The 18,853-nt window shown below is 59.4% G+C and carries 16 protein-coding genes; 7 read left to right on the plus strand and 9 right to left on the minus strand.

What is annotated here, in order from left to right:
• Nucleotide 1: 1 nt before the first annotated feature.
• A complete protein-coding gene (locus tag KO492_RS14975; RefSeq protein ID WP_216045680.1) occupies nt 2-259 on the minus strand; it encodes a BolA family protein in 258 nt (85 codons plus the stop codon).
• A gap of 69 nt (nt 260-328) precedes the next feature.
• On the opposite strand from KO492_RS14975, the gene KO492_RS14980 reads away from it, so the two are divergent.
• Nucleotides 329-964: a J domain-containing protein gene (locus KO492_RS14980; RefSeq protein ID WP_216045681.1), complete on the plus strand. Its 636-nt coding sequence runs from the start codon at nt 329-331 to the stop codon at nt 962-964.
• A gap of 174 nt (nt 965-1,138) precedes the next feature.
• Here the strand turns inward: KO492_RS14980 and KO492_RS14985 are convergent, their stop codons facing one another.
• Together KO492_RS14985 and KO492_RS14990 are read right to left on the minus strand one after the other, a co-directional pair.
• Entirely contained in the window at nt 1,139-2,125 is a 987-nt protein-coding gene (locus tag KO492_RS14985) for a DUF808 domain-containing protein (protein WP_216045682.1), read from the minus strand.
• Between the two features lie 142 nt (nt 2,126-2,267).
• Nucleotides 2,268-2,828 (minus strand): fasciclin domain-containing protein, encoded by a 561-nt coding sequence (locus KO492_RS14990; protein WP_216045683.1) that lies wholly within the window; start codon nt 2,826-2,828, stop codon nt 2,268-2,270.
• A 235-nt stretch (nt 2,829-3,063) separates the two neighbouring features.
• On the opposite strand from KO492_RS14990, the gene cobS reads away from it, so the two are divergent.
• Both cobS and KO492_RS15000 read left to right on the plus strand, forming a co-directional pair.
• Nucleotides 3,064-4,032: a cobaltochelatase subunit CobS gene (gene cobS, locus KO492_RS14995; RefSeq protein ID WP_231730542.1), complete on the plus strand. Its 969-nt coding sequence runs from the start codon at nt 3,064-3,066 to the stop codon at nt 4,030-4,032.
• 292 nt (nt 4,033-4,324) lie between these two features.
• Nucleotides 4,325-4,735: a hypothetical protein gene (locus KO492_RS15000; RefSeq protein WP_216045684.1), complete on the plus strand. Its 411-nt coding sequence runs from the start codon at nt 4,325-4,327 to the stop codon at nt 4,733-4,735.
• A gap of 101 nt (nt 4,736-4,836) precedes the next feature.
• Here the strand turns inward: KO492_RS15000 and KO492_RS15005 are convergent, their stop codons facing one another.
• Nucleotides 4,837-5,424, minus strand: coding sequence for an NADPH-dependent FMN reductase (locus KO492_RS15005; RefSeq protein WP_216045685.1), 588 nt, complete (start codon nt 5,422-5,424; stop codon nt 4,837-4,839).
• Between the two features lie 212 nt (nt 5,425-5,636).
• Between KO492_RS15005 and cobT the strand changes: the two genes are divergently transcribed.
• The 3 genes from cobT to KO492_RS15020 all read left to right on the plus strand — a co-directional run bounded on the left by cobT (nt 5,637) and on the right by KO492_RS15020 (nt 9,852).
• A complete protein-coding gene (gene cobT / locus KO492_RS15010; RefSeq protein ID WP_216045686.1) occupies nt 5,637-7,511 on the plus strand; it encodes a cobaltochelatase subunit CobT in 1,875 nt (624 codons plus the stop codon).
• 49 nt (nt 7,512-7,560) lie between these two features.
• On the plus strand, nt 7,561-9,342 hold the full coding sequence (locus tag KO492_RS15015) for an aminopeptidase P family protein (protein WP_216045687.1): 1,782 nt from the start codon (nt 7,561-7,563) through the stop codon (nt 9,340-9,342).
• 168 nt (nt 9,343-9,510) lie between these two features.
• On the plus strand, nt 9,511-9,852 hold the full coding sequence (locus tag KO492_RS15020) for a DUF427 domain-containing protein (protein ID WP_216045688.1): 342 nt from the start codon (nt 9,511-9,513) through the stop codon (nt 9,850-9,852).
• Nucleotides 9,853-9,957: 105 nt separating this feature from the next.
• Here KO492_RS15020 and KO492_RS15025 read toward each other — a convergent pair whose 3' ends face one another.
• Complete coding sequence (locus KO492_RS15025) at nt 9,958-11,643, minus strand: chloride channel protein (protein WP_216045689.1); 1,686 nt, start codon at nt 11,641-11,643, stop codon at nt 9,958-9,960.
• A 100-nt stretch (nt 11,644-11,743) separates the two neighbouring features.
• Between KO492_RS15025 and KO492_RS15030 the strand changes: the two genes are divergently transcribed.
• On the plus strand, nt 11,744-13,108 hold the full coding sequence (locus tag KO492_RS15030) for an FAD-binding oxidoreductase (protein WP_216045690.1): 1,365 nt from the start codon (nt 11,744-11,746) through the stop codon (nt 13,106-13,108).
• 153 nt (nt 13,109-13,261) lie between these two features.
• On the opposite strand, the gene recN is transcribed toward KO492_RS15030, so the two are convergent.
• From recN to ftsZ, 4 genes are all read right to left on the minus strand, one after another.
• Nucleotides 13,262-14,914: a DNA repair protein RecN gene (gene recN / locus KO492_RS15035; protein ID WP_216045691.1), complete on the minus strand. Its 1,653-nt coding sequence runs from the start codon at nt 14,912-14,914 to the stop codon at nt 13,262-13,264.
• Nucleotides 14,915-14,927: 13 nt separating this feature from the next.
• The gene (locus KO492_RS15040) at nt 14,928-15,764 is read right to left on the minus strand and encodes an outer membrane protein assembly factor BamD (RefSeq protein WP_216045692.1); all 837 of its coding nucleotides are present in this window, start codon (nt 15,762-15,764) and stop codon (nt 14,928-14,930) included.
• Nucleotides 15,765-15,902: 138 nt separating this feature from the next.
• A complete protein-coding gene (gene lpxC, locus KO492_RS15045; protein WP_216045693.1) occupies nt 15,903-16,838 on the minus strand; it encodes a UDP-3-O-acyl-N-acetylglucosamine deacetylase in 936 nt (311 codons plus the stop codon).
• Nucleotides 16,839-17,153: 315 nt separating this feature from the next.
• Nucleotides 17,154-18,794, minus strand: coding sequence for a cell division protein FtsZ (ftsZ, locus tag KO492_RS15050; protein WP_216045694.1), 1,641 nt, complete (start codon nt 18,792-18,794; stop codon nt 17,154-17,156).
• Between the last annotated feature and the right edge of the window lie 59 nt (nt 18,795-18,853).

An 18,853-nucleotide genomic window follows, 5' to 3' on the forward strand; every position in this document is an offset into this window, starting at 1 on the left:
GTCACACATCCAAATCCAGTGCAAGCGCGTGAATGCGTGGCACCAGATCCCCCAGCGCCTTGTGCACCATCCGGTGACGGGCGATGCGCGACTGTCCCTCAAACGCGGCGCTGCGAATCCTGACATTGAAGTGGGTCTCCCCGCCCCCATCCGGATTGCCCGCATGTCCGGCGTGCGCGGCGCTGTCATCCTCCACGATCAACTCACTGGGCGCAAAGGCATTTTCCAGGCGTTTGCGCATTTCATCGGCAATTGTCATCATCCAACCCTTTTCCATTCGGCCATTCTCATCTAAAGTCCTGCGTCCGAGTCGAAAAGGTTGAGGCAGATGGATAAGAAAGACCCCTTCGGTTTTGATATTTCGGTATCTTCCGCAAAAAAGAACAAACGCGGCGGCCGTAGAGGCATGTCTGGCGCGTTCGAAACCTCCAAACGCAAATGCGAATGGGAAGGCTGTGAAGAGGCCGGCCAATACCGCGCACCGCGCTCGCCCGACCATCTGGACGAGTATAAATGGTTCTGCAAGGACCACGTGCGCGAATATAACCTGCAATGGAATTTCTTCGCCACCGCTACGGAAGAAGAAATGGATGCGGCCTACAAATCGTCGCAGACCGGCGACCGTCCGACCAAGCCTTTCGGCAAGAAGTCGGTCGAACAACGCGCGTGGGAACGCCTTGGCATCGACGATGCTCATGAAGTTCTGGGAGAAAACGCCACGCGCAATCCGGGCAAAGGTGATCCGGGGGCTCCCACCCGCAAACTGCCCCCTGTCGAGCGTCAGGCTATCGAGATTCTGGAAGCCAAGGACCACTGGACCAAGGCCGAGATCAAGAAGCAATACCGTGCGCTCATCAAGGTGCTGCACCCCGATGTGAACGGCGGCGACCGCTCGCAAGAGGAACAGTTGCAACAGGTGGTCTGGGCATGGGACCAGCTCAAGGAAAGCCGCTGGTTCAAGTAAGCGCCTTGCCTTCCTCTATACAGTCACACAGAAAAAGCCCCGCCAAACAGCGGGGCTTTTCACTTGTTGAAAACCATATCCTAAAAACTTTCGCCCTTCAGCCCCTGCCATCCGCCATGCGTCTGTGCCTCCGGCTTTCTAATGGCGCAAATACTCAGGCGCGCGCCCTGCCGTTCAGTGGGCGTCCGAAGGTTTGCCCCGAACGGCGCGGATCAGCGGGTTGATGATCTTGCCCACAACGGGGATCAGGATCAGCCCATAGATCAGCCCGAAGATACCATCGAAAAAGGCGGTAACGAACCAGCCCGCAAAACTGGCCGCATCTGCAACGGAATGCGCCACAACCTCGGTCGCAAGCTCGGCCAGGTGATGAATTTCTTCATAAGGATGATGCATCCCCAACTCATGCAGCCCGTGGATTACAATAGAGCCACCGACCCAGATCATGGCCGCCGTGCCGACAATCATCAGAAGTTTCATCAGTGCAGGCATGAATTTCACAATCCCGCGCCCCAAAGCACGGGTCACGGAAAGCTGTCCGACTCGCGCCAACCACAGGCCGAAGTCATCGGCTTTGACGATCAGCGCGACGCTGCCATAGACCACGACCGTGATGATAATCCCGGCAAGCCCCAAAGCCCCCGCCTGAAACCAGATCGACTGATCGGCGTCGAGTGCGGCCAGAATGATGGTCATGATCTCCGCCGAGAGAATGAAATCCGTCTTCACCGCCCCAGCAATCTTCTGTTCTTCGAGGTGGGTCGGGTCACCTTCCTCCGGCATATGTCCGTCCGCATGTGGCGCGTGAGGTTTGAACAGGTGATAAACCTTTTCAGCCCCTTCAAAACAAAGGTAGGATCCGCCCAGCATCAGCAAAGGCGTGATGAGCCACGGCGCAAAGCTGGCCAGAAGCAGCGCAAGTGGCAACAGGATCACCAGTTTGTTGCGAATAGAGCCAAGCGCGATCTTGCCCACAATCGGCAATTCCCGCGCAGGCGCGAAACCGTGGACATATTTCGGTGTCACGGCCGCATCGTCAATCACAGCGCCCGCGGCCTTGGCCGAGGCCTTGGCCGCCTGCCCTGCAATATCATCCACATTGGCCGCCGCCACTTTCGCAATCCCTGCCACGTCGTCCAAAAGCGCCAGAAGGCCACTCATCCTGTTGTCCCCACTTAAATTTCACTGGCCCTATCTACTCACGAACCCCTACCGAGGCCAAGTGAAGACGACAAAAAAGCGGGGTATGCATTGTGCACACCCCGCCAAAACACTCGTTAACAGACGCGAAAGCCCGAAAGGCTTACATCGCCGGAAGCAGAACCTTGTCGATCACATGGATCACGCCATTCGACTGGTCCACATCCGCAATGGTGACCGTGGCGGCATTGCCCTGCTCGTCCTCGATCATCACCATGCCGTCCTTGACCATCGCCTTGAGCGTGCACCCGCCCACGGTCGGCACGTCATGCATACCGCCATCATCTTCGATCATACCGACAAGAGCTTCGGACATCACATCGGCGGCGACCACATGGCAGGTCAGAATTTTGGTCAGCTGATCTTTGTTTTCAGGTTTCAGAAGCGTTTCGACAGTTCCTTCCGGCAGAGCGGCGAAGGCGTCGTTGGTCGGGGCAAATACGGTGAAAGGACCTTCGCCCGACAGGGTCTCGACAAGACCAGCAGCCTGCACAGCGGCCACAAGCTTGGTGTGGTCGGCGGAGTTCACGGCGTTCTCGACGATATTTTTATCAGCGAACATTTCAGCGCCGCCCACCATCGGGTTTTTCATCATGGAATCATCGGCAAAAGCCGTGGTCGCAAGGATCGTGGCGGTGGCTGCGGCAAAAATTGTGCGTTTCATAAGTGTATCTCCCTTTCGGTCCTCAACCCAGTGTCGAGGTTATGAGGTCTACGGGCCGGATCACGGTGCGGATCACCTTTTTGTCCTCACGTCTCTTCACGCTGGCGTGATCTTGTGCACAGCCCGCACACAGAGAATGCACGTCTTCTCGGCGCTCTGCCTCTTGCACCTCTCGGCGCGATAGGGCACGAAGTCAGGTGAGTAATGAAATGCGATGAATAGAGCGGGCAATATCATGGATGCGAACGCAAAACCGACCGAAACCATTTCCGTGCGCGACGTGTTCGGCATCGACACAGACATGACGGTGAAAGGCTTTGCCGAAACCACCGACCGTGTCCCTGAACTCGACCCCACCTATAAATTCGATCCCGACACCACCATGGCGATCCTTGCAGGCTTCAGCCACAATCGCCGTGTGATGATCCAGGGCTATCACGGCACAGGCAAATCCACCCACATCGAACAGGTGGCCGCGCGCCTGAACTGGCCCTCCGTGCGTGTGAACCTCGATAGCCACATTTCGCGGATCGACCTGATCGGCAAAGACGCGATCAAGCTCAAAGACGGCAAACAGGTCACCGAGTTTCAGGAAGGCATCCTGCCGTGGGCACTGCGCAACCCCTGCGCGATCGTGTTCGACGAATATGATGCGGGTCGCGCCGATGTGATGTTCGTGATCCAGCGCGTGCTGGAGCATGACGGCAAGCTGACGCTGATGGACCAGAACGAGGTCATCACACCGAACCCCTATTTCCGCCTCTTCGCCACCGCCAACACGGTTGGTCTGGGCGACACCACCGGTCTTTACCACGGCACGCAACAGATCAACCAGGCGCAGATGGACCGTTGGTCTCTCGTGGCCACGCTCAACTATCTGAGCCATGATGCAGAATCGAACATCGTTCTGTCCAAAGCACCGCATTACAACACCGAAAAAGGCCGCAAACAGATCAGCCAGATGGTCACCGTCGCCGATCTCACCCGCACCGCTTTCATGAATGGCGATCTCTCCACCGTGATGAGCCCGCGGACCGTGATCACATGGGCGCAAAACGCCGAGATCTTCCGCGACATCGGCTATGCGTTCCGCCTGACCTTCCTGAACAAATGTGACGAGCTGGAACGGCAAACCGTCGCCGAGTTCTACCAGCGCTGCTTTGACGAAGAACTGCCCGAGTCGGCGGCATCCGTCGCAAGCTGAGACTGTTCAAGACCGAGAATTCAAAGGCGGGCCTTCGGGTCCGCCTTTTTTCTTGCGCGCGTGTGTTTCCCGCACGCCCCTGCCCTGAATATCAGCAGCAGAGGTCATTGGCTCGGACCTGCGCACGGGAAGGTATAGCCAAAGTATATCCACAGTATATACAAATTTATTGCCAGAACCCGAAAACCGGCCTAGCCTGACTATAACAAGCCGCTCTCACCGCGTGAGTCTTTCACCTTGATCCCGCCTCACAGGCACGCGAACGGCTTTGGTTCAGCGACAGACAAAGGCCATGACACAACAGACGCGCAAAGAGAGACGACAGGACACAGCCCCCTACACCGCTGCGGTCTTTTGCCTTGCTCTGTGCGCCCCTCTGCCGCTTCATGCAGCGCCACTTCCCGCCGACAATCCACTCGCCCGTCAGTTCGCCTATTGCGCCGGACGCCTGTCCGCCGAGGCGCAACATCACGATGATCGGGAGATTTTCGCACTCAAACAGGCCATGCAGGCCTTGCTCGATGCGTTGATCCCGCCAGAGGCCACACCCGCCTATGAAGACCTGCGGATCGCGGGCCATGTGGCGCAAAGCACATTGCTCTCGGTGTCACGTTTCTCTTTTGACGAAGAGGAAGCCACACGCGCCAAAGCACTGGCCGAGGAAAAGATGCGCCAGTGTCGCGGGATGTTGCTCGGCGGATAGGAAAACGATGAACACAGCCCACAGAAAAGGCCCACCAAACTGGCGGGCCCTTAACCTGAAATGTGCGTGGGTTTATTTTGAATGGGTGATCCGCTGCGGGCTTATGCCTCGCGGGCGGTTTTCGTTGCCTTGGTCCACCACGTCAGATCACTGAGCATGGCCTCAAGCGACGGCAGGATGCCGGCTTCAATCTCGGACATGGCCGCATTGGCCCCAAGCGGCGAGACTTTGAAGAAATCGGAGCCGGAGATATAGACGGCGGAGCGCACCGGCACCATTTGCAGATTCACCGCCACGGCACGCAAATGCTCGACCGCGCGAGCCGCCCCGACGGAGCCATACCCCAACACAGCAGCGGGTTTCCGCACCCACTCCTTACCGGCCTGATCCAGAGCGTTTTTCAACGAGGCCGGGATCGACGAGTTATATTCCGGCGTCACGAAGATATAACCGTCATATTCGGCCATTTTCTCCTGCCATTTGATCGCAGCGAGGTCGGCGGACGGCATATAGAGGTTCGACGCCATCTCGTTGAACATCGGCAGATCAAAGTCTTTCAAATCGACCAGATCGAAATCAAGCTCAGCGCAAAGCTCTTTCGCCTTGGCCAGAAGCCATTGGGCAGGTTTGTCAGCAAAACGGGCGTCACGGGTGGAGCCGATGACAATAGCAATTTTCGGATTGGACATACCATATTTCCTTTTTCAATTTTCGCACAGACAAATGTCGGAAACGTAGTCTGTGCTGTTGTTCGCAACCTAACTCCGCACATATCGCACACTCAAGATCAACTTACGTTCACCAAAACACAGAACCTGTGCAACCTCGCGCTCAGCCATTGTTCCATTTCTGCGCTTCTCTTTCGCTTGCCCGACTGTCACGCGCATGATTTAACGAGGGTATGAACAAACCCAGCGACAACCCGGCCGATCCATTCAAAAAAGCACTCGCGGAAGCGACGAAAGTCCTCGCCGATGATGGCGAGTTGACTGTCACCTATTCTATGGATCCGGCGGGCATTTCCGGCGACACGGTGCGCCTGCCACAAGTCTCGCGCAGGATGTCGAAAGAGGAAGTGCTGATCGCGCGCGGCACGGCGGATGCGCTGGCTCTGCGCCACAAGTTTCACGACCAGAGCACTTTCCAACGCTATGCGCCTCCGGGGCAGATGGCCTTTGAAATCTACGACGCGCTGGAAACCGCCCGCTGCGAAGCGGCAGGTGCGCGCTACATGCCCGGCACCGGCAAGAATATCGACGCCAAGATCGGCAATGAGGCCACACGGCGCGGATATGACGGCATCACCAAGCGCGAAGACGCCCCTCTGGCGCAAGCGATGGGCTATTACCTGCGCGAAAAGGCGACCGGACGCGAATTGCCGCAAGCGGCGGAAAACGTGCTCGATCTCTGGCGCGATTTTATCGACGGGCAGACACAGGACACGTTCGAGGATCTCGACGTCCTGCTGGAAGACCAACAAGGCTTTGCCCGCCTCGCCCGTCGCGTGATCGAGGAACTGGGTTACGGGGACCAGCTTGGCGATGATCCGGATGCGACCGATCCCGAGGAGGATCAATCCGCCGAGACCGAGGAGCAGGACGAAGAGCCGGAAAATCAGGGCGAGGATCAGGAACAGGAAGACGACAGCGAGGCCAGCGCGGAAGATACGCAGGAGCAGCAACAGGACATGCAGGAGGCCACAGTGTCTTCGGATGATCTGGCTGACGAGGAATTCTCCGAAGAGGTCGAGCTGCCGCAAGACGAGGCCGAGGTCGAACCGCCCCAGCCCGCGCCTGTGTCCGATGCCGACCCGAATTATCAGGTCTTTTCCACCGCCCATGACGAAGAAATCATGGCCGAGGAACTGGCCGAACCGGCCGAGCTTGAACGCCTGCGCGCCTATCTTGACCAGCAGCTTGAACCGCTCAAGGGTGCCGTTTCGCGGCTGGCCAACAAATTGCAGCGCCGCCTTCAGGCGCAACAGAACAGGTCTTGGGAATTTGACCGCGAGGAGGGTATTCTCGACGCCGGACGTCTGGCGCGTGTGGTGGCCAACCCGACAACGCCCCTGTCGTTCAAGGTCGAAAAAGACACGGAATTTCGCGACACTGTGGTGACGCTTCTTCTGGACAATTCCGGCTCCATGCGCGGACGCCCGATTTCGATTGCCGCGATCTGCGCCGATGTTCTGGCGCGCACGCTGGAACGGTGCAACGTCAAGGTCGAGGTTCTGGGCTTCACCACACGGGCATGGAAAGGCGGGTTGTCTCGCGAGGAGTGGCTCGGACAGGGCCGCCCGCAACAGCCGGGACGCCTGAATGATCTGCGCCACATCATCTACAAATCCGCCGATGCCCCCATGCGCCGGACGCGGGCCAATCTGGGTCTAATGATGAAAGAGGGGCTACTCAAAGAGAATATCGACGGGGAGGCGCTCGAATGGGCGCATCGCCGGATGGTGGGTCGTCACGAAGCGCGCAAGATCCTGATGGTGATCTCGGACGGCGCGCCCGTGGATGACAGCACCCTGTCCGTCAACCCCGCCAATTATCTCGAAAAACACCTGCGTGACGTGATCGCCATGATCGAGAAACGCAAACAGGTGGAACTGCTGGCCATCGGGATCGGCCATGATGTGACGCGCTACTATGATCGCGCCGTGACCATCACCGATGCCGAACAGCTGGCAGGCGCCATGACAGAACAACTTGCCTCGCTTTTCGACAGCGACCCGCGGGCACGTGCCCGCGTGATGGGAATGCGCCGCGCCTCCTGAGCGCCTGTCGAATGATCCGCGATTATGACCATGGAAGGACCATTGCAAAATGTTCCAAAGCTTTGATGTGACCACCCGCCCCGAACAGGCCGCCCCGCGCGTGACTGCGCTGCGCAAAGAGATGCTGGATGCGGGGCTGGACGCGTTTCTTGTGCCTCGTGCGGATGCCCATCAGGGCGAATATGTGGCCCCCTGTGACGAACGTCTGGCATGGTTGACGGGGTTCACCGGATCGGCAGGGTTTGCCGTGATGCTCGCCTCCCAAGCCGCTATTTTCACCGACGGGCGCTACACGGTACAGGTGCGGGCGCAATGTGACCCGAAACTGTTCGATTATATCGACTGGCCCGCCACCTTGCTGGGCACATGGCTTTTGAAAACCGATGCCGCGAAGATCGGTTTCGACCCTTGGCTGCACAGCATTCGAGAGGTGGAAGGTCTGCGTAAAACCCTGCTCGGCACGGGCAAGGAGATGATCGCCACCAGCAATCTCGTGGACCGTATCTGGACCGACCGCCCCGCACGCCCCAGTGCGCCGGTGAGCAAGCAGCCTGTGGAACTGACCGGCAAGACCTCCGAGGAGAAGTTCGCCGAGATCGGAGACGCTGTAGCCGCACAAGGGGCCGAAGCCGCGGTGCTCACCCTGCCCGACAGCCTGTCGTGGCTGTTGAACATACGCGGCTCCGACATTGCGCATAATCCGGTGGTGCAGGCCTTTGGCATCCTCACCGTCACGGGGCGGCTGATGCTTTTTGATGATGCAGCGAAATACGCCGATCTCGGCCCTGACCCGCGCATCTCCATCCTGCCCCGCGCCGCCTTCGGCACAGCTCTGGAAGAGCTGACCTGTCGCGTGCTTGTGGACACGAACACCGCACCTTTCGCCGTCAAAACCATGCTGAAAAATGCCGAGATTGTCGAAGGCGATGATCCTTGCATCCTACCCAAAGCCTGCAAGACACCCGAAGAGATCGCAGGCACCCGCGAGGCGCATCTGCGTGACGGAGCGGCGATGGTCGAATTTCTTTCGTGGCTCTCCGAACAGCCGCCCGAGAACCTGACAGAAATCGAAGTGGTGAAAGCCCTCGAATCCTTCCGCGCCGCCACCAATCAGCTCAAGGAGATTTCCTTCGACACGATTTGCGGCTCCGGCCCCAACGGGGCCATCGTGCATTACCGCGTGACCGAAGACACCAACCGCGCGCTGCGTGAGGGGGAGCTTTTGCTCATCGACAGCGGTGCGCAATATCAGGACGGCACGACAGACATCACCCGCACCATTGCTCTGGGTGATCCCGGTTTTGAGGAACGCGCGGCCTTTACCGCCGTTTTGCAGGGCATGATCGCCATCTCCACCGCAGCTTTCCCGCGTGGCGTGGCTGGTGGCCATCTTGATGCGCTGGCGCGTGCGCCGCTATGGCGGATGGGGCGCGACTATGACCACGGCACAGGCCACGGAGTCGGCTCCTACCTCTCGGTCCACGAAGGCCCGCAACGGATTTCGCGGACATCCCTGCTGCCTCTGCAAGAGGGGATGATCCTCTCCAACGAGCCGGGGTATTACCGCGAAGGCGCCTTCGGTATCCGGATCGAAAACCTGATCGCCACGCAAAAAGCGCCGGATATCGCAGGCGCGGACGGGCGCGACATGCTCAGCTTCGAAACGCTGACATGGGTGCCCATCGACCGCAACCTGATCCTTGCGGACGAACTGGCCCCGTGGGAGCGCGACTGGATCAACGACTATCACGAAACCGTCTGGGAAAAGCTCAAAGACCGCGTGTCCGAACAGGCCCGCATCTGGCTGCGACAAGCCGTGACCCCCGTCTGACATATACCTGATACAAAAACCCTGATAGAACCCTTTCGAGATCAACGTGCACCGCACGTTTTGAAAGGATCACACCATCGGCGCCCGCTCGGGACGCTTTTCGAAAACCATTTTATTTTTCGCAAAACGTCTTCGGGTGCTCGATAATGACACAAGAAGGACAAAGACATGGGAGACCATATTACAATTCGCCCCGCCGCGGGAAAATGGGTTGTGCGCGCCGGTGGCGCTGTGCTTGGTGAAAGCGCCAGAGCGCTGGAACTGACCGAAGGGGATTACCCGCCGGTGATCTATTTCCCGCGCGAAGACCTTGCCATGGCATTTCTGGAAGAAACCGACACGGTCGCGGCCTGCCCGTTCAAAGGCACGGCCAAACATTACGACATTCACACAAAATCCGTGGTGATCAAGAATGCGGCCTGGACCTATGAGGCCCCCAATGAAGTGGCCGCAGCGATCAAGGATCACATCGCCTTTTATGCCCAGAAAGCCGCAGTCGAACAGCTCTGAGCTGGTCCGACAGCCTCAAGCCTTCGTGGAAATCGTGGCGCAGGGCTGGCACAAAACGCTTTAAAAACACACATGAACGCGGGTCTCTGGCCCGCGTTTGTCATGTCAGGAATGTTCTTCTGCCGCCGTTTCCGCCAGTTTGCGTGAAAACACCCGAAGCGCATCGACGTGAAACAGCGCCCCATGCAGTTCCGGTCCCGTCTCCTCGCGCAGCGTCACGACCGGAATGAAGATCAGGTTGTTCTTCTCGAACAAAGGCATGGCGCGTTCAAGCGTGGCATTGGGGGACAGGTAAATCCCCTGAGCAATCAACTCGCGACAGGCCGCCTCAGGTGCTGCCCGTGGCGCATCCGGTGCGCGGTAGCATTGATGCACCCGCACCGTGGCCAAGAGATAGGCCTGCGGCCCTGCGGCCAGATGCACGCCCCGCCGCTCCAGAAGCGTGAGAAAGAACGAGCGATCCACAAGGCGCGAGGCAAGCGCCGTGGACAAAGACACGGCGACCATCACCGCAAGCCCTGTTTGCCAGTCGCCAGTGAGTTCAAACACAATCAAGGTGGTCGAAATCGGCGCGCCCAGAACCGCGGCGGCGACAGCCCCCATTCCGGCCAGAGCGTAGAGCGTGGCTGTACCGGAGACGGTCGGGAAAATCGCTGTAGCCACGAGGCCGAAAGACAGCCCAGTCAAAGCCCCCACCATCAGCGCGGGCGAGAACACCCCGCCACCCATCCGGCCCGCCATGGTGATGGAAACGGCAATCACCTTGATCACCGTATAGACCACCGCCTGCCACAAAAGCAGATGCCCCGTCAGCGCCGCCGATGTGGTTTCATAGCCAACCCCGATGATATGCGGAAACTGGATGGCCATGAGGCCGAGCAAAAGCCCCGCGAAGGCCGGTCTGAGCACGGGCGGCAGGTGCAGTTTCTCCTGCACCCACGAGCCGAAATCATCCGCCATGAAAATCGAGCGCATCATCAACACGGCGACGAGGCCACTGAGCAGGCCGAGGATCAGGAAGGCGGGCAATTCGACATAAAAACTCAACGCCCCTTCGGCGGCCAGCGTGAACTCCGTCACACCCCCGAATTCCAGCCGGTTGATCACCGTCCCTGCGGCAGAGGCAATGACAATGGGGGCAAAAGCATGAACCGCGAAATGGCGCAGCACCACTTCCAACGCGAACAATGCCCCCGCAATCGGCGCGTTGAACGAGGCGGACACCGCCGCCGCCACCGCACATCCTAACAGGTCGCGCCCCGTGATCCCGTCAGCATGAAGCCGGTTCGACACCCATGTGGAGATCACACCGGCGAGGTGGACCACCGGCCCTTCGCGCCCCGACGACCCGCCCGTCGAGAGCGTGATCAAAGAGGCAAAGGCCGAGGCCAGACCTGCACGTTTCTCCACCCGCCCCTGATTGAGCGCGGCCCCCTCGATCACATCCGCGACCGAACGCACCCGCCCGTCCGGCGTGAACCAGTTCAACACGATGCCCACCACAAGCCCGCCAAAGACCGGCAGGAACAAGACCCAATACCACGGCAAATCGCTGGCAAATGTGTGCAAATGGCGCAGGTCGGGCGTGCCGTACAACATGCCCTGAAGAAGGTCGATTCCCTTGCGGAAGCCCAAGGCGGCAAAGCCGGAGGCAATCCCGATCAAAAGCGCAATGAACCAGAACTGGATCTGACTCGGACCACGTCTGCGGACCAGATCAAGCGCATCGGAGAGACCTTCACGAATCTCGGCCATAGCCTTTGCCGGATATGACGTCTTCTCCTCGGCCATTTGCGCGATCCCTTCGTGTTTCAGCGTAGTTGCCCTGTCGGCTTTTCCTGCCTGCCCACGTCCATTATGGTCATCGGACCTGAACAGACGAGTGAGTCCCATGATTGACACAGCCTATGCCGAGCTTTCTTCCGTTTTAGAGGGTCGGCTCACACGATCCAAGTCCGAACTCGATCAACACGGTCTGTCCGAGACATGGTTTCCCCCCACCCCGCCCGAGGCGGTCGCCTATCCCGAAACCACGGCAGAAGTTTCGGAAATCATGAAAATATGTCATGCACACGGGATTCCCGTCACGGCTTTCGGCGCGGGCACCTCGCTTGAGGGCCAAACCCTTGCGACATCCGGCGGGCTGGTGGTTGATTTCAGCCGTATGAATCAGGTGCTGCGCGTCAATGACGCGGATATGGACGCCGTGGTACAGCCCGGCATCACGCGCGAGGCCCTCAATGTCGAGTTGCGCAACACGGGGCTGATGTTCCCCGTCGATCCGGGCGCCAATGCCAGCCTTGGCGGCATGGCGATGACGCGGGCATCGGGGACGACTGCGGTCAAATACGGCACGATGAAAGAAAACGTCACAGGGCTTGAGGTGGTGCTCGCGGATGGCAAAATCATCCGCACCGGAAGCCGCGCGCGCAAATCCGCCGCAGGATATGACCTCACCTCGCTCTTTGTCGGCTCCGAAGGCACGTTGGGGCTGATCACGGAAATGACCGTGCGCCTTCACGGACAGCCCGAAGCCATCTCCGCCGCGGTCTGTTCCTTTGAAGAGATCGGTCCGGCGGTCGAGGCGGTGATTGCCACGATTCAGGTGGGGCTTCCGATGGCGCGGATCGAGTTTCTCGACGCCGAAAGCGTCCATGCCGTGAATCTCTATTCCGGCGCGAACTTCCCGCTCAAACCGCATCTGTTCGTGGAATTCCACGGCTCGGAGGCCACGGTCGCGGAACAGGTCGAGATGTTCGGCGAGATCGTGCATGATTTCGGCGGCTCGGATTTCGAATGGGCCGCAAAATCCGAAGATCGCACCGCGCTCTGGACCATGCGCCACCACGCCTATTGGGCCTGTCTGGCACTCCGCAAAGGGACAAAGGCCGTTGTCACCGACATTTGCGTGCCGATCTCGAAACTTGCCGAAGCTGTCGAACAAACCCGCGCAGACATTGCCGCCTCACCGCTTCACGGGCCGATTCTGGGCCATGTGGGCGATGGCAATTTCCACGCGATTTTGCTGGTCGATCCCAATGACGAAGCCGAAATCAAAGAGGGCAAACGCCTCGCGCACCGGATGGCCGAACGTGCGCTGGCGCTTGGCGGGACCATTACCGGCGAGCACGGGATCGGAATGGGCAAGAAAAGCCTCATGCCCGAAGAACACGGCGCGGCTTGGGACTTGATGGGACAGATCAAAGCGGCGATGGATCCGAAAAACATCCTCAACCCCGGAAAACTCGTGCCGTAAACCACGCGGGAAGCGCCGCTGAGGCCTTTTCCGAAACGCAATTTGCAAAACGTTTGGCGCAAAAGAGTTTCACCTTTCGCGCCAAACGCGAGACCTTGGAGCAGTCACAACAGCTTGACCCTAGCGCGGGCGGGTTAAGAATTGGTGAAGGAATTATCCCGCCAGAAGGGAGCGCGCCGCTTCTCTTGCGGCTTCTGAAATCGTGTCGCCGGAGAGCATCCGCGCCAGTTCATCGACCCGTGCCGCATCATCCAGCAAAATCACTTCGGAGAGGGTCACACCATTCTCCACACGTTTCGCAACGCGCCAATGATGCCCGCCCAGAGCCGCCACCTGCGGGCTATGGGTCACGACCAAGACCTGCCCCTCTTCCGCAAGCGATTTGAGACGACGCCCCACCGCATCGGCGGTCGCGCCGCCGACACCGCGGTCGATCTCGTCGAAAATCATCGTCACACCGGACTGATCGCGGGTCAGACACACCTTGAGCGCCAAGAGAAAACGTGACAGCTCCCCGCCGGAAGCGATCTTGCCCAGAGGGCCGGACGGAGCGCCCGGATTGGTTGCCACGGTAAAGGCCACGGCATCGCGCCCCTCCGCGCCCGGTTCGCCCTCTGTGATCTCGGTCGAAAACACCGCGCGTTCCATTTTTAGCGGCGCCAGTTCGTGCGCCATGAGCGCATCAAGCTCGCTTGCCGCTTTCGCCCGTGCCGCACTCAGCCGCCCTGCCGCTGCATCATATGCAGCTTCGGCCTCTGCCACAGCTTTGGCCAAGGCGGCAATGTCACCTGCACCACTATCGAGCGCAGCCAGCTTGCAGCGCAAATCATCGGCCAGCGCGGGCAGATCATCGGCCAGAACATTGTGTTTGCGGGCCAGTCCACGAATGGCAAAAAGACGTTCCTCGACCGCTTCCAACTCATGCGGGTTGAACCGCAGGGCTTCGATACAATCCTCGACATCGGATTGCGCCTCGGCCAACTCGTTGAGCGCACGCCCCAAAGCCTCGATCGCATTGTCCAGCCGTCCGTCGGCCTTTTCCGCCGCCCCTTCGAGCCATTTGAGCGCGTCGGAGAGCATCCCCTCGCCCCCGTCATAGGAAATCGCCTGATGTGCCTTGGCGACATCTGCCGCGATCTTCTCCGCCGATTGCATCAGGCGGCGTTCCGCGTCGAGCCTAGCCTCTTCGCCCGGCTCTGGGGCCAGCGCGTCAAATTCTCCTACAGCATGGCGCAGGAACTCTTCCTCGTCTTTCAGGGCCGCCTGCTCCGCCTCGGCGGCCGCAAGCGCCTTGCGCGCCGCTGCCAGCTCTTTCCAGAGGCGACGGGTCTTCGCCAGTTGCGGCTCAAGCCCGCCGAATGTATCGAGCAAAACCCGATGCCCGCGCGGGTTCAACAACCCGCGATCATCATGCTGCCCGTGCAACTCGACCAGAACTTCAGAAAGACGGCGCAGCACATCGCCCGACACGCGGCGGTCATTGACCCACGCGGTCTTGCGCCCGTCTGCCGTATTGACCCGCCGTAGGATCAACTCGCCATCGTCCGTGTCCATGCCTAGCTCGGCCAGAACCTCTTCGGCATCATGGCCTTTGGGTAGGTCGAACACGGCGGTGACTTCGCCTTGCGCCGCGCCTGCACGCACCAGATCGGCACGCCCGCGCCAACCAAGCACAAAGCCCAGACTGTCGAGCAAGATGGATTTCCCTGCGCCGGTCTCGCCGGTCAACACATTGAGACCCGGCTGGAACTCAAGCTCCAACCGGTCAATGATAAGCATGTCCCGGATGTCGAGACTTCTCAGCATCTGTGTCTGAGCCTCAGAGCCATTCGCCGCGGATCATCTGACGATACACGGCACCGAGCCAGTTGTTTTCAAAGGCTTTCGGCTCAAGCCCGTGACCGGTCAACAGCTTGTAGCTGTCCGCATACCATTCGGTAGAACGGTAGTTATGACCCAAGATCGCCCCTGCGGTCTGCGCCTCTTCGACGAGCCCCAAGGAGAGGTAGCTTTCCACCAAACGGTGCAGCGCCTCTGCGGTGTGTTGCGTGGTCTGGAATTGCTCGACCACCACGCGGAAGCGGTTCGCCGCGGCAGTGTAATGTTTGTGCTTGAGATAGTAGCGCCCGATCTCCATTTCCTTCGCCGCGAGATGGTCGAAAGCGAGATCGAATTTGAGAATCGCCGAACGCGCATATTCGGTGTCGGGATAGCGCTCGATCACCACCCGCAGCGCCTGAAGCGCCTGGAAGGTCAGCCCCTGATCACGGCCCACATCGTCGATCTGGTCGTAATAGGACAGCGCCAGAAGATATTGCGCATAGGCCGCATCTTCATCCGCCGGATAGAAATCAAGGAATCTCTGCGCCGAAACGCGGGCGTTCTCATAATCGCGGGCGCGATGATAAGAGAATGCCTGCATGATCAAAGCGCGCTTGGCCCAGTCGGAATAGGGGTAAAGACGTTCGACTTCTGCGAAATACTGTGCCGCATCGTCGTAGTCTTTTTGCGTGATCTCATATTCCGCGCGAGCGTAAATCTCGTCCGCCGGGTAGCCTTCCAGATCGCGTGTCGGGGCATGATCCCCACAGGCCACCAAGAAAGCCATGGAAAACCCGAGCGTTACCGCCAAACTGCCTGTTTTTCGTGCCGTCATGAAAGGCCCTACCCTCACCGTTCACCATCCTTCTCAATAGGACGTGACCACACTCCTAGCACAGAAAAATCCGAGGCAAAACGCCTTTGCGTGGGAAATGTCGTCACGGTCAGGAGAGCAGGCAAAAGAAACGCCGGATCACGCACAAACCGCCAGATCCGCATGGCTCACGCCCGCTCCCGGCAGGCGGCTTGCGGTTTTCGCATCCGCCGTGACATACGCCCATGCGCCGGGCGTTGCGAAAAGTTTGCGCAAGAGCGCATTCGTCACCGCATGGCCGGACTTCTCACCGACATAGCGGCCGAGAATCGGGGCACCGGCAAGATAAAGATCGCCCAATGCGTCGAGCATCTTGTGACGCACAGGTTCGTCGGAATGACGCAGCCCGCCCGGAGACAGCACGGCATCCCCTTCCACAACCACGGCGTTTTCAAACGTGCCGCCCAGAGCCAGCCCGTGTTCGCGCATATAATCCACATCCGCCTTGCGACAGAATGTGCGGCAGTTCGAGAGTTCGCGCACGAAAGCGCCGTTGGCCATGACGAGGTGCTTGTCCTGCACGCCAATGGCCGGATCGGCGAAATCAATGTGGAAATCGATCTCCATAGTGTCTGAAGGCTCAAGACGTGCTTTTGCAGTCTCGGTTTCCACTTCGACAGTTTTAAGAATCTTGAGCGCGCGGGTCGGCCCCTCCTGGCGCACAAGGCCCGCCGCAAGGATACCATCAACGAAAGGCGCGGCAGATCCGTCGAGGATCGGCACTTCCGGCCCGTCCACAGTGATCAGAACGTTGGTCACGCCACAGCCTGCAAGAGCAGCCATGATATGTTCAATGGTCGAAAGCTCGACCCCGTCTTCGTTGCGAATGAGTGTGCAAAGCTGCGAGGGCACAACCGCATCCCAGCGCGCCGGAATACGCACGGAACGGGTGTCGGCGGCGTCCGCTTCGACATCAGAGCGCAGGAACACAATGCCATGACCAACCGGCGCAGGTGTGAGAACCATACGCACGGGCGCACCGGAGTGAAGCCCTGCCCCATCGAACCGAATTTGTTTTGCGACTGCGCTCTGCACGATTTGCCTCTTTGATCGTTTGATCTTTGTTGGTCCCGTCCATCGAGATCGGATTGCACCGATGCCGGACGTGTTAAGAGATAATTAATCCATGCCCCCCTAAAGGCTCAACTCAATCTTTGTAACCGTTTGAAACATCTTCCCTGACCAAATGGCAAAAACCCGCGCACAGCGCCGAACCGCCCACGCAACACTCTGAAACAAAAAGAAAAAGGCCGCCCCGAGGCGGCCTTTGAAATATGTAATATCGTGTAGATGTAATCCGCTGCAGTCGGGCAAAAACCTCTGCCCCACTGCGAGGATCACAAAACTATTTCAGTTTGCCTGACGACGCAGGAAGGCCGGAATTTCGATTTTTTCGGCTTCCGGATTGGTATCCTGATCTTCGTCATAGGCCTGATGCACCTGCGGGCGGACCTGCGGCTGGGCACCGAAACGGGCCTGCGGCTGGGCTGCTTGCGGTTGCGGGGCCGCTGGGCGCGCTTCTTCTTCACCGCCATGGCCGGTCATGCGACCGATCAGGGAGTTGATGCCGAAACGTGCGCCCTTACCAGCGTGAGGATCGGCGGCAGGTTGTTCCTGACGGGCCTCGGCGCGGGGTTGCTTGGAGACAGCGGCCTGAAGCCGTGCCATCGCTTCCGGAGACGGGTTCCCCGCAGAGGACGCACGCGGCGCCACGAAGGACTCGGCTTGCGGCTCATGCATGGCCGGTTGCGGTGTAGGCTGCGGACGCGGTTGATAGGCCGGCGGCGGCAGATCGTCGTCGAGTGCGCGGAACGTATCATCAGACGCTTCGGAACGTGCGGCCGAACGCTGCGGATCGAACACATCCAGCGTCGGCTGGCGCGGTTCATCTGCCGCAGCTTCAACAGAGGCCGCAGCAGCAACAGCCGCAGGTGCCGCCTGTTCCAGCTTCTCTTCAACAGCTTCCGGCGCTTGCAACGGCTCGGAAAGACGACGGCGCGGCACCGGCACTTCGGAGACGGATACCGTAGCATCAATACCCGTAGCGACAACGGAGACGCGCATGGAGCCTTCCATATCCGTGTCCATCGTGGAGCCGACGATGATATTCGCGTCGGGATCAACCTCTTCGCGGATACGGTTGGCGGCTTCGTCCAGTTCGAACAGGGTCAGATCGTGACCGCCTGTGATATTGATCAGCACGCCTTTTGCGCCTTTGAGCGAAATCTCGTCCAGAAGCGGGTTGGCAATGGCTTTCTCGGCGGCCTGCACGGCGCGATCCTCACCATTGGCCTCGCCAGTGCCCATCATCGCCTTGCCCATTTCGTCCATCACGGAACGCACATCTGCGAAGTCGAGGTTGATGAGGCCCGGACGGACCATCAGGTCGGAAATGCCCTTGACGCCCTGATAGAGCACGTCATCAGCCATTGAGAAGGCCTCGGTAAATGTGGTTTTCTCGTTGGCGAGGCGGAACAGGTTCTGGTTCGGAATGACGATCAGCGTATCGACCATCTTCTGAAGCTGTTCGACGCCCTCGTCTGCCTGACGCATCCGTTTCGCGCCTTCGAACTGGAAGGGCTTGGTGACCACGCCCACGGTCAGAACGCCCAATTCACGTGCTGCCTGTGCGATGATCGGAGCCGCGCCCGTGCCGGTGCCGCCGCCCATACCGGCGGTGATGAAGCACATGTGCGCCCCCGCCAGTTGGTCCACGATGGCCTCAATGCTTTCCTCAGCTGCCGCAGCGCCCACGGAAGGCCGTGCGCCTGCGCCCAGACCCTCGGTCACTTTCACACCCATCTGGATGCGCGCTTGTGCTTTTGCATGTTGCAACGCTTGCGCGTCGGTGTTTGCGACCACGAATTCGACGCCCTCAAGCGCCTTTTCGATCATGTTGTTGACCGCGTTGCCGCCTGCACCACCAACACCAAACACCGTAATTTTCGGTTTCAACTCGTCCCGCTCGGGCATCGTCAGATTCAAAGCCATGAGTGTACCGCCTGCTTTCTCTCGTGCCGGGGCGATTGCACATTCTGCCCAAGTCGCCC

This window comes from Celeribacter halophilus (assembly GCF_018860305.1).
GTDB classification, from domain to species: domain Bacteria; phylum Pseudomonadota; class Alphaproteobacteria; order Rhodobacterales; family Rhodobacteraceae; genus Celeribacter; species Celeribacter halophilus_A.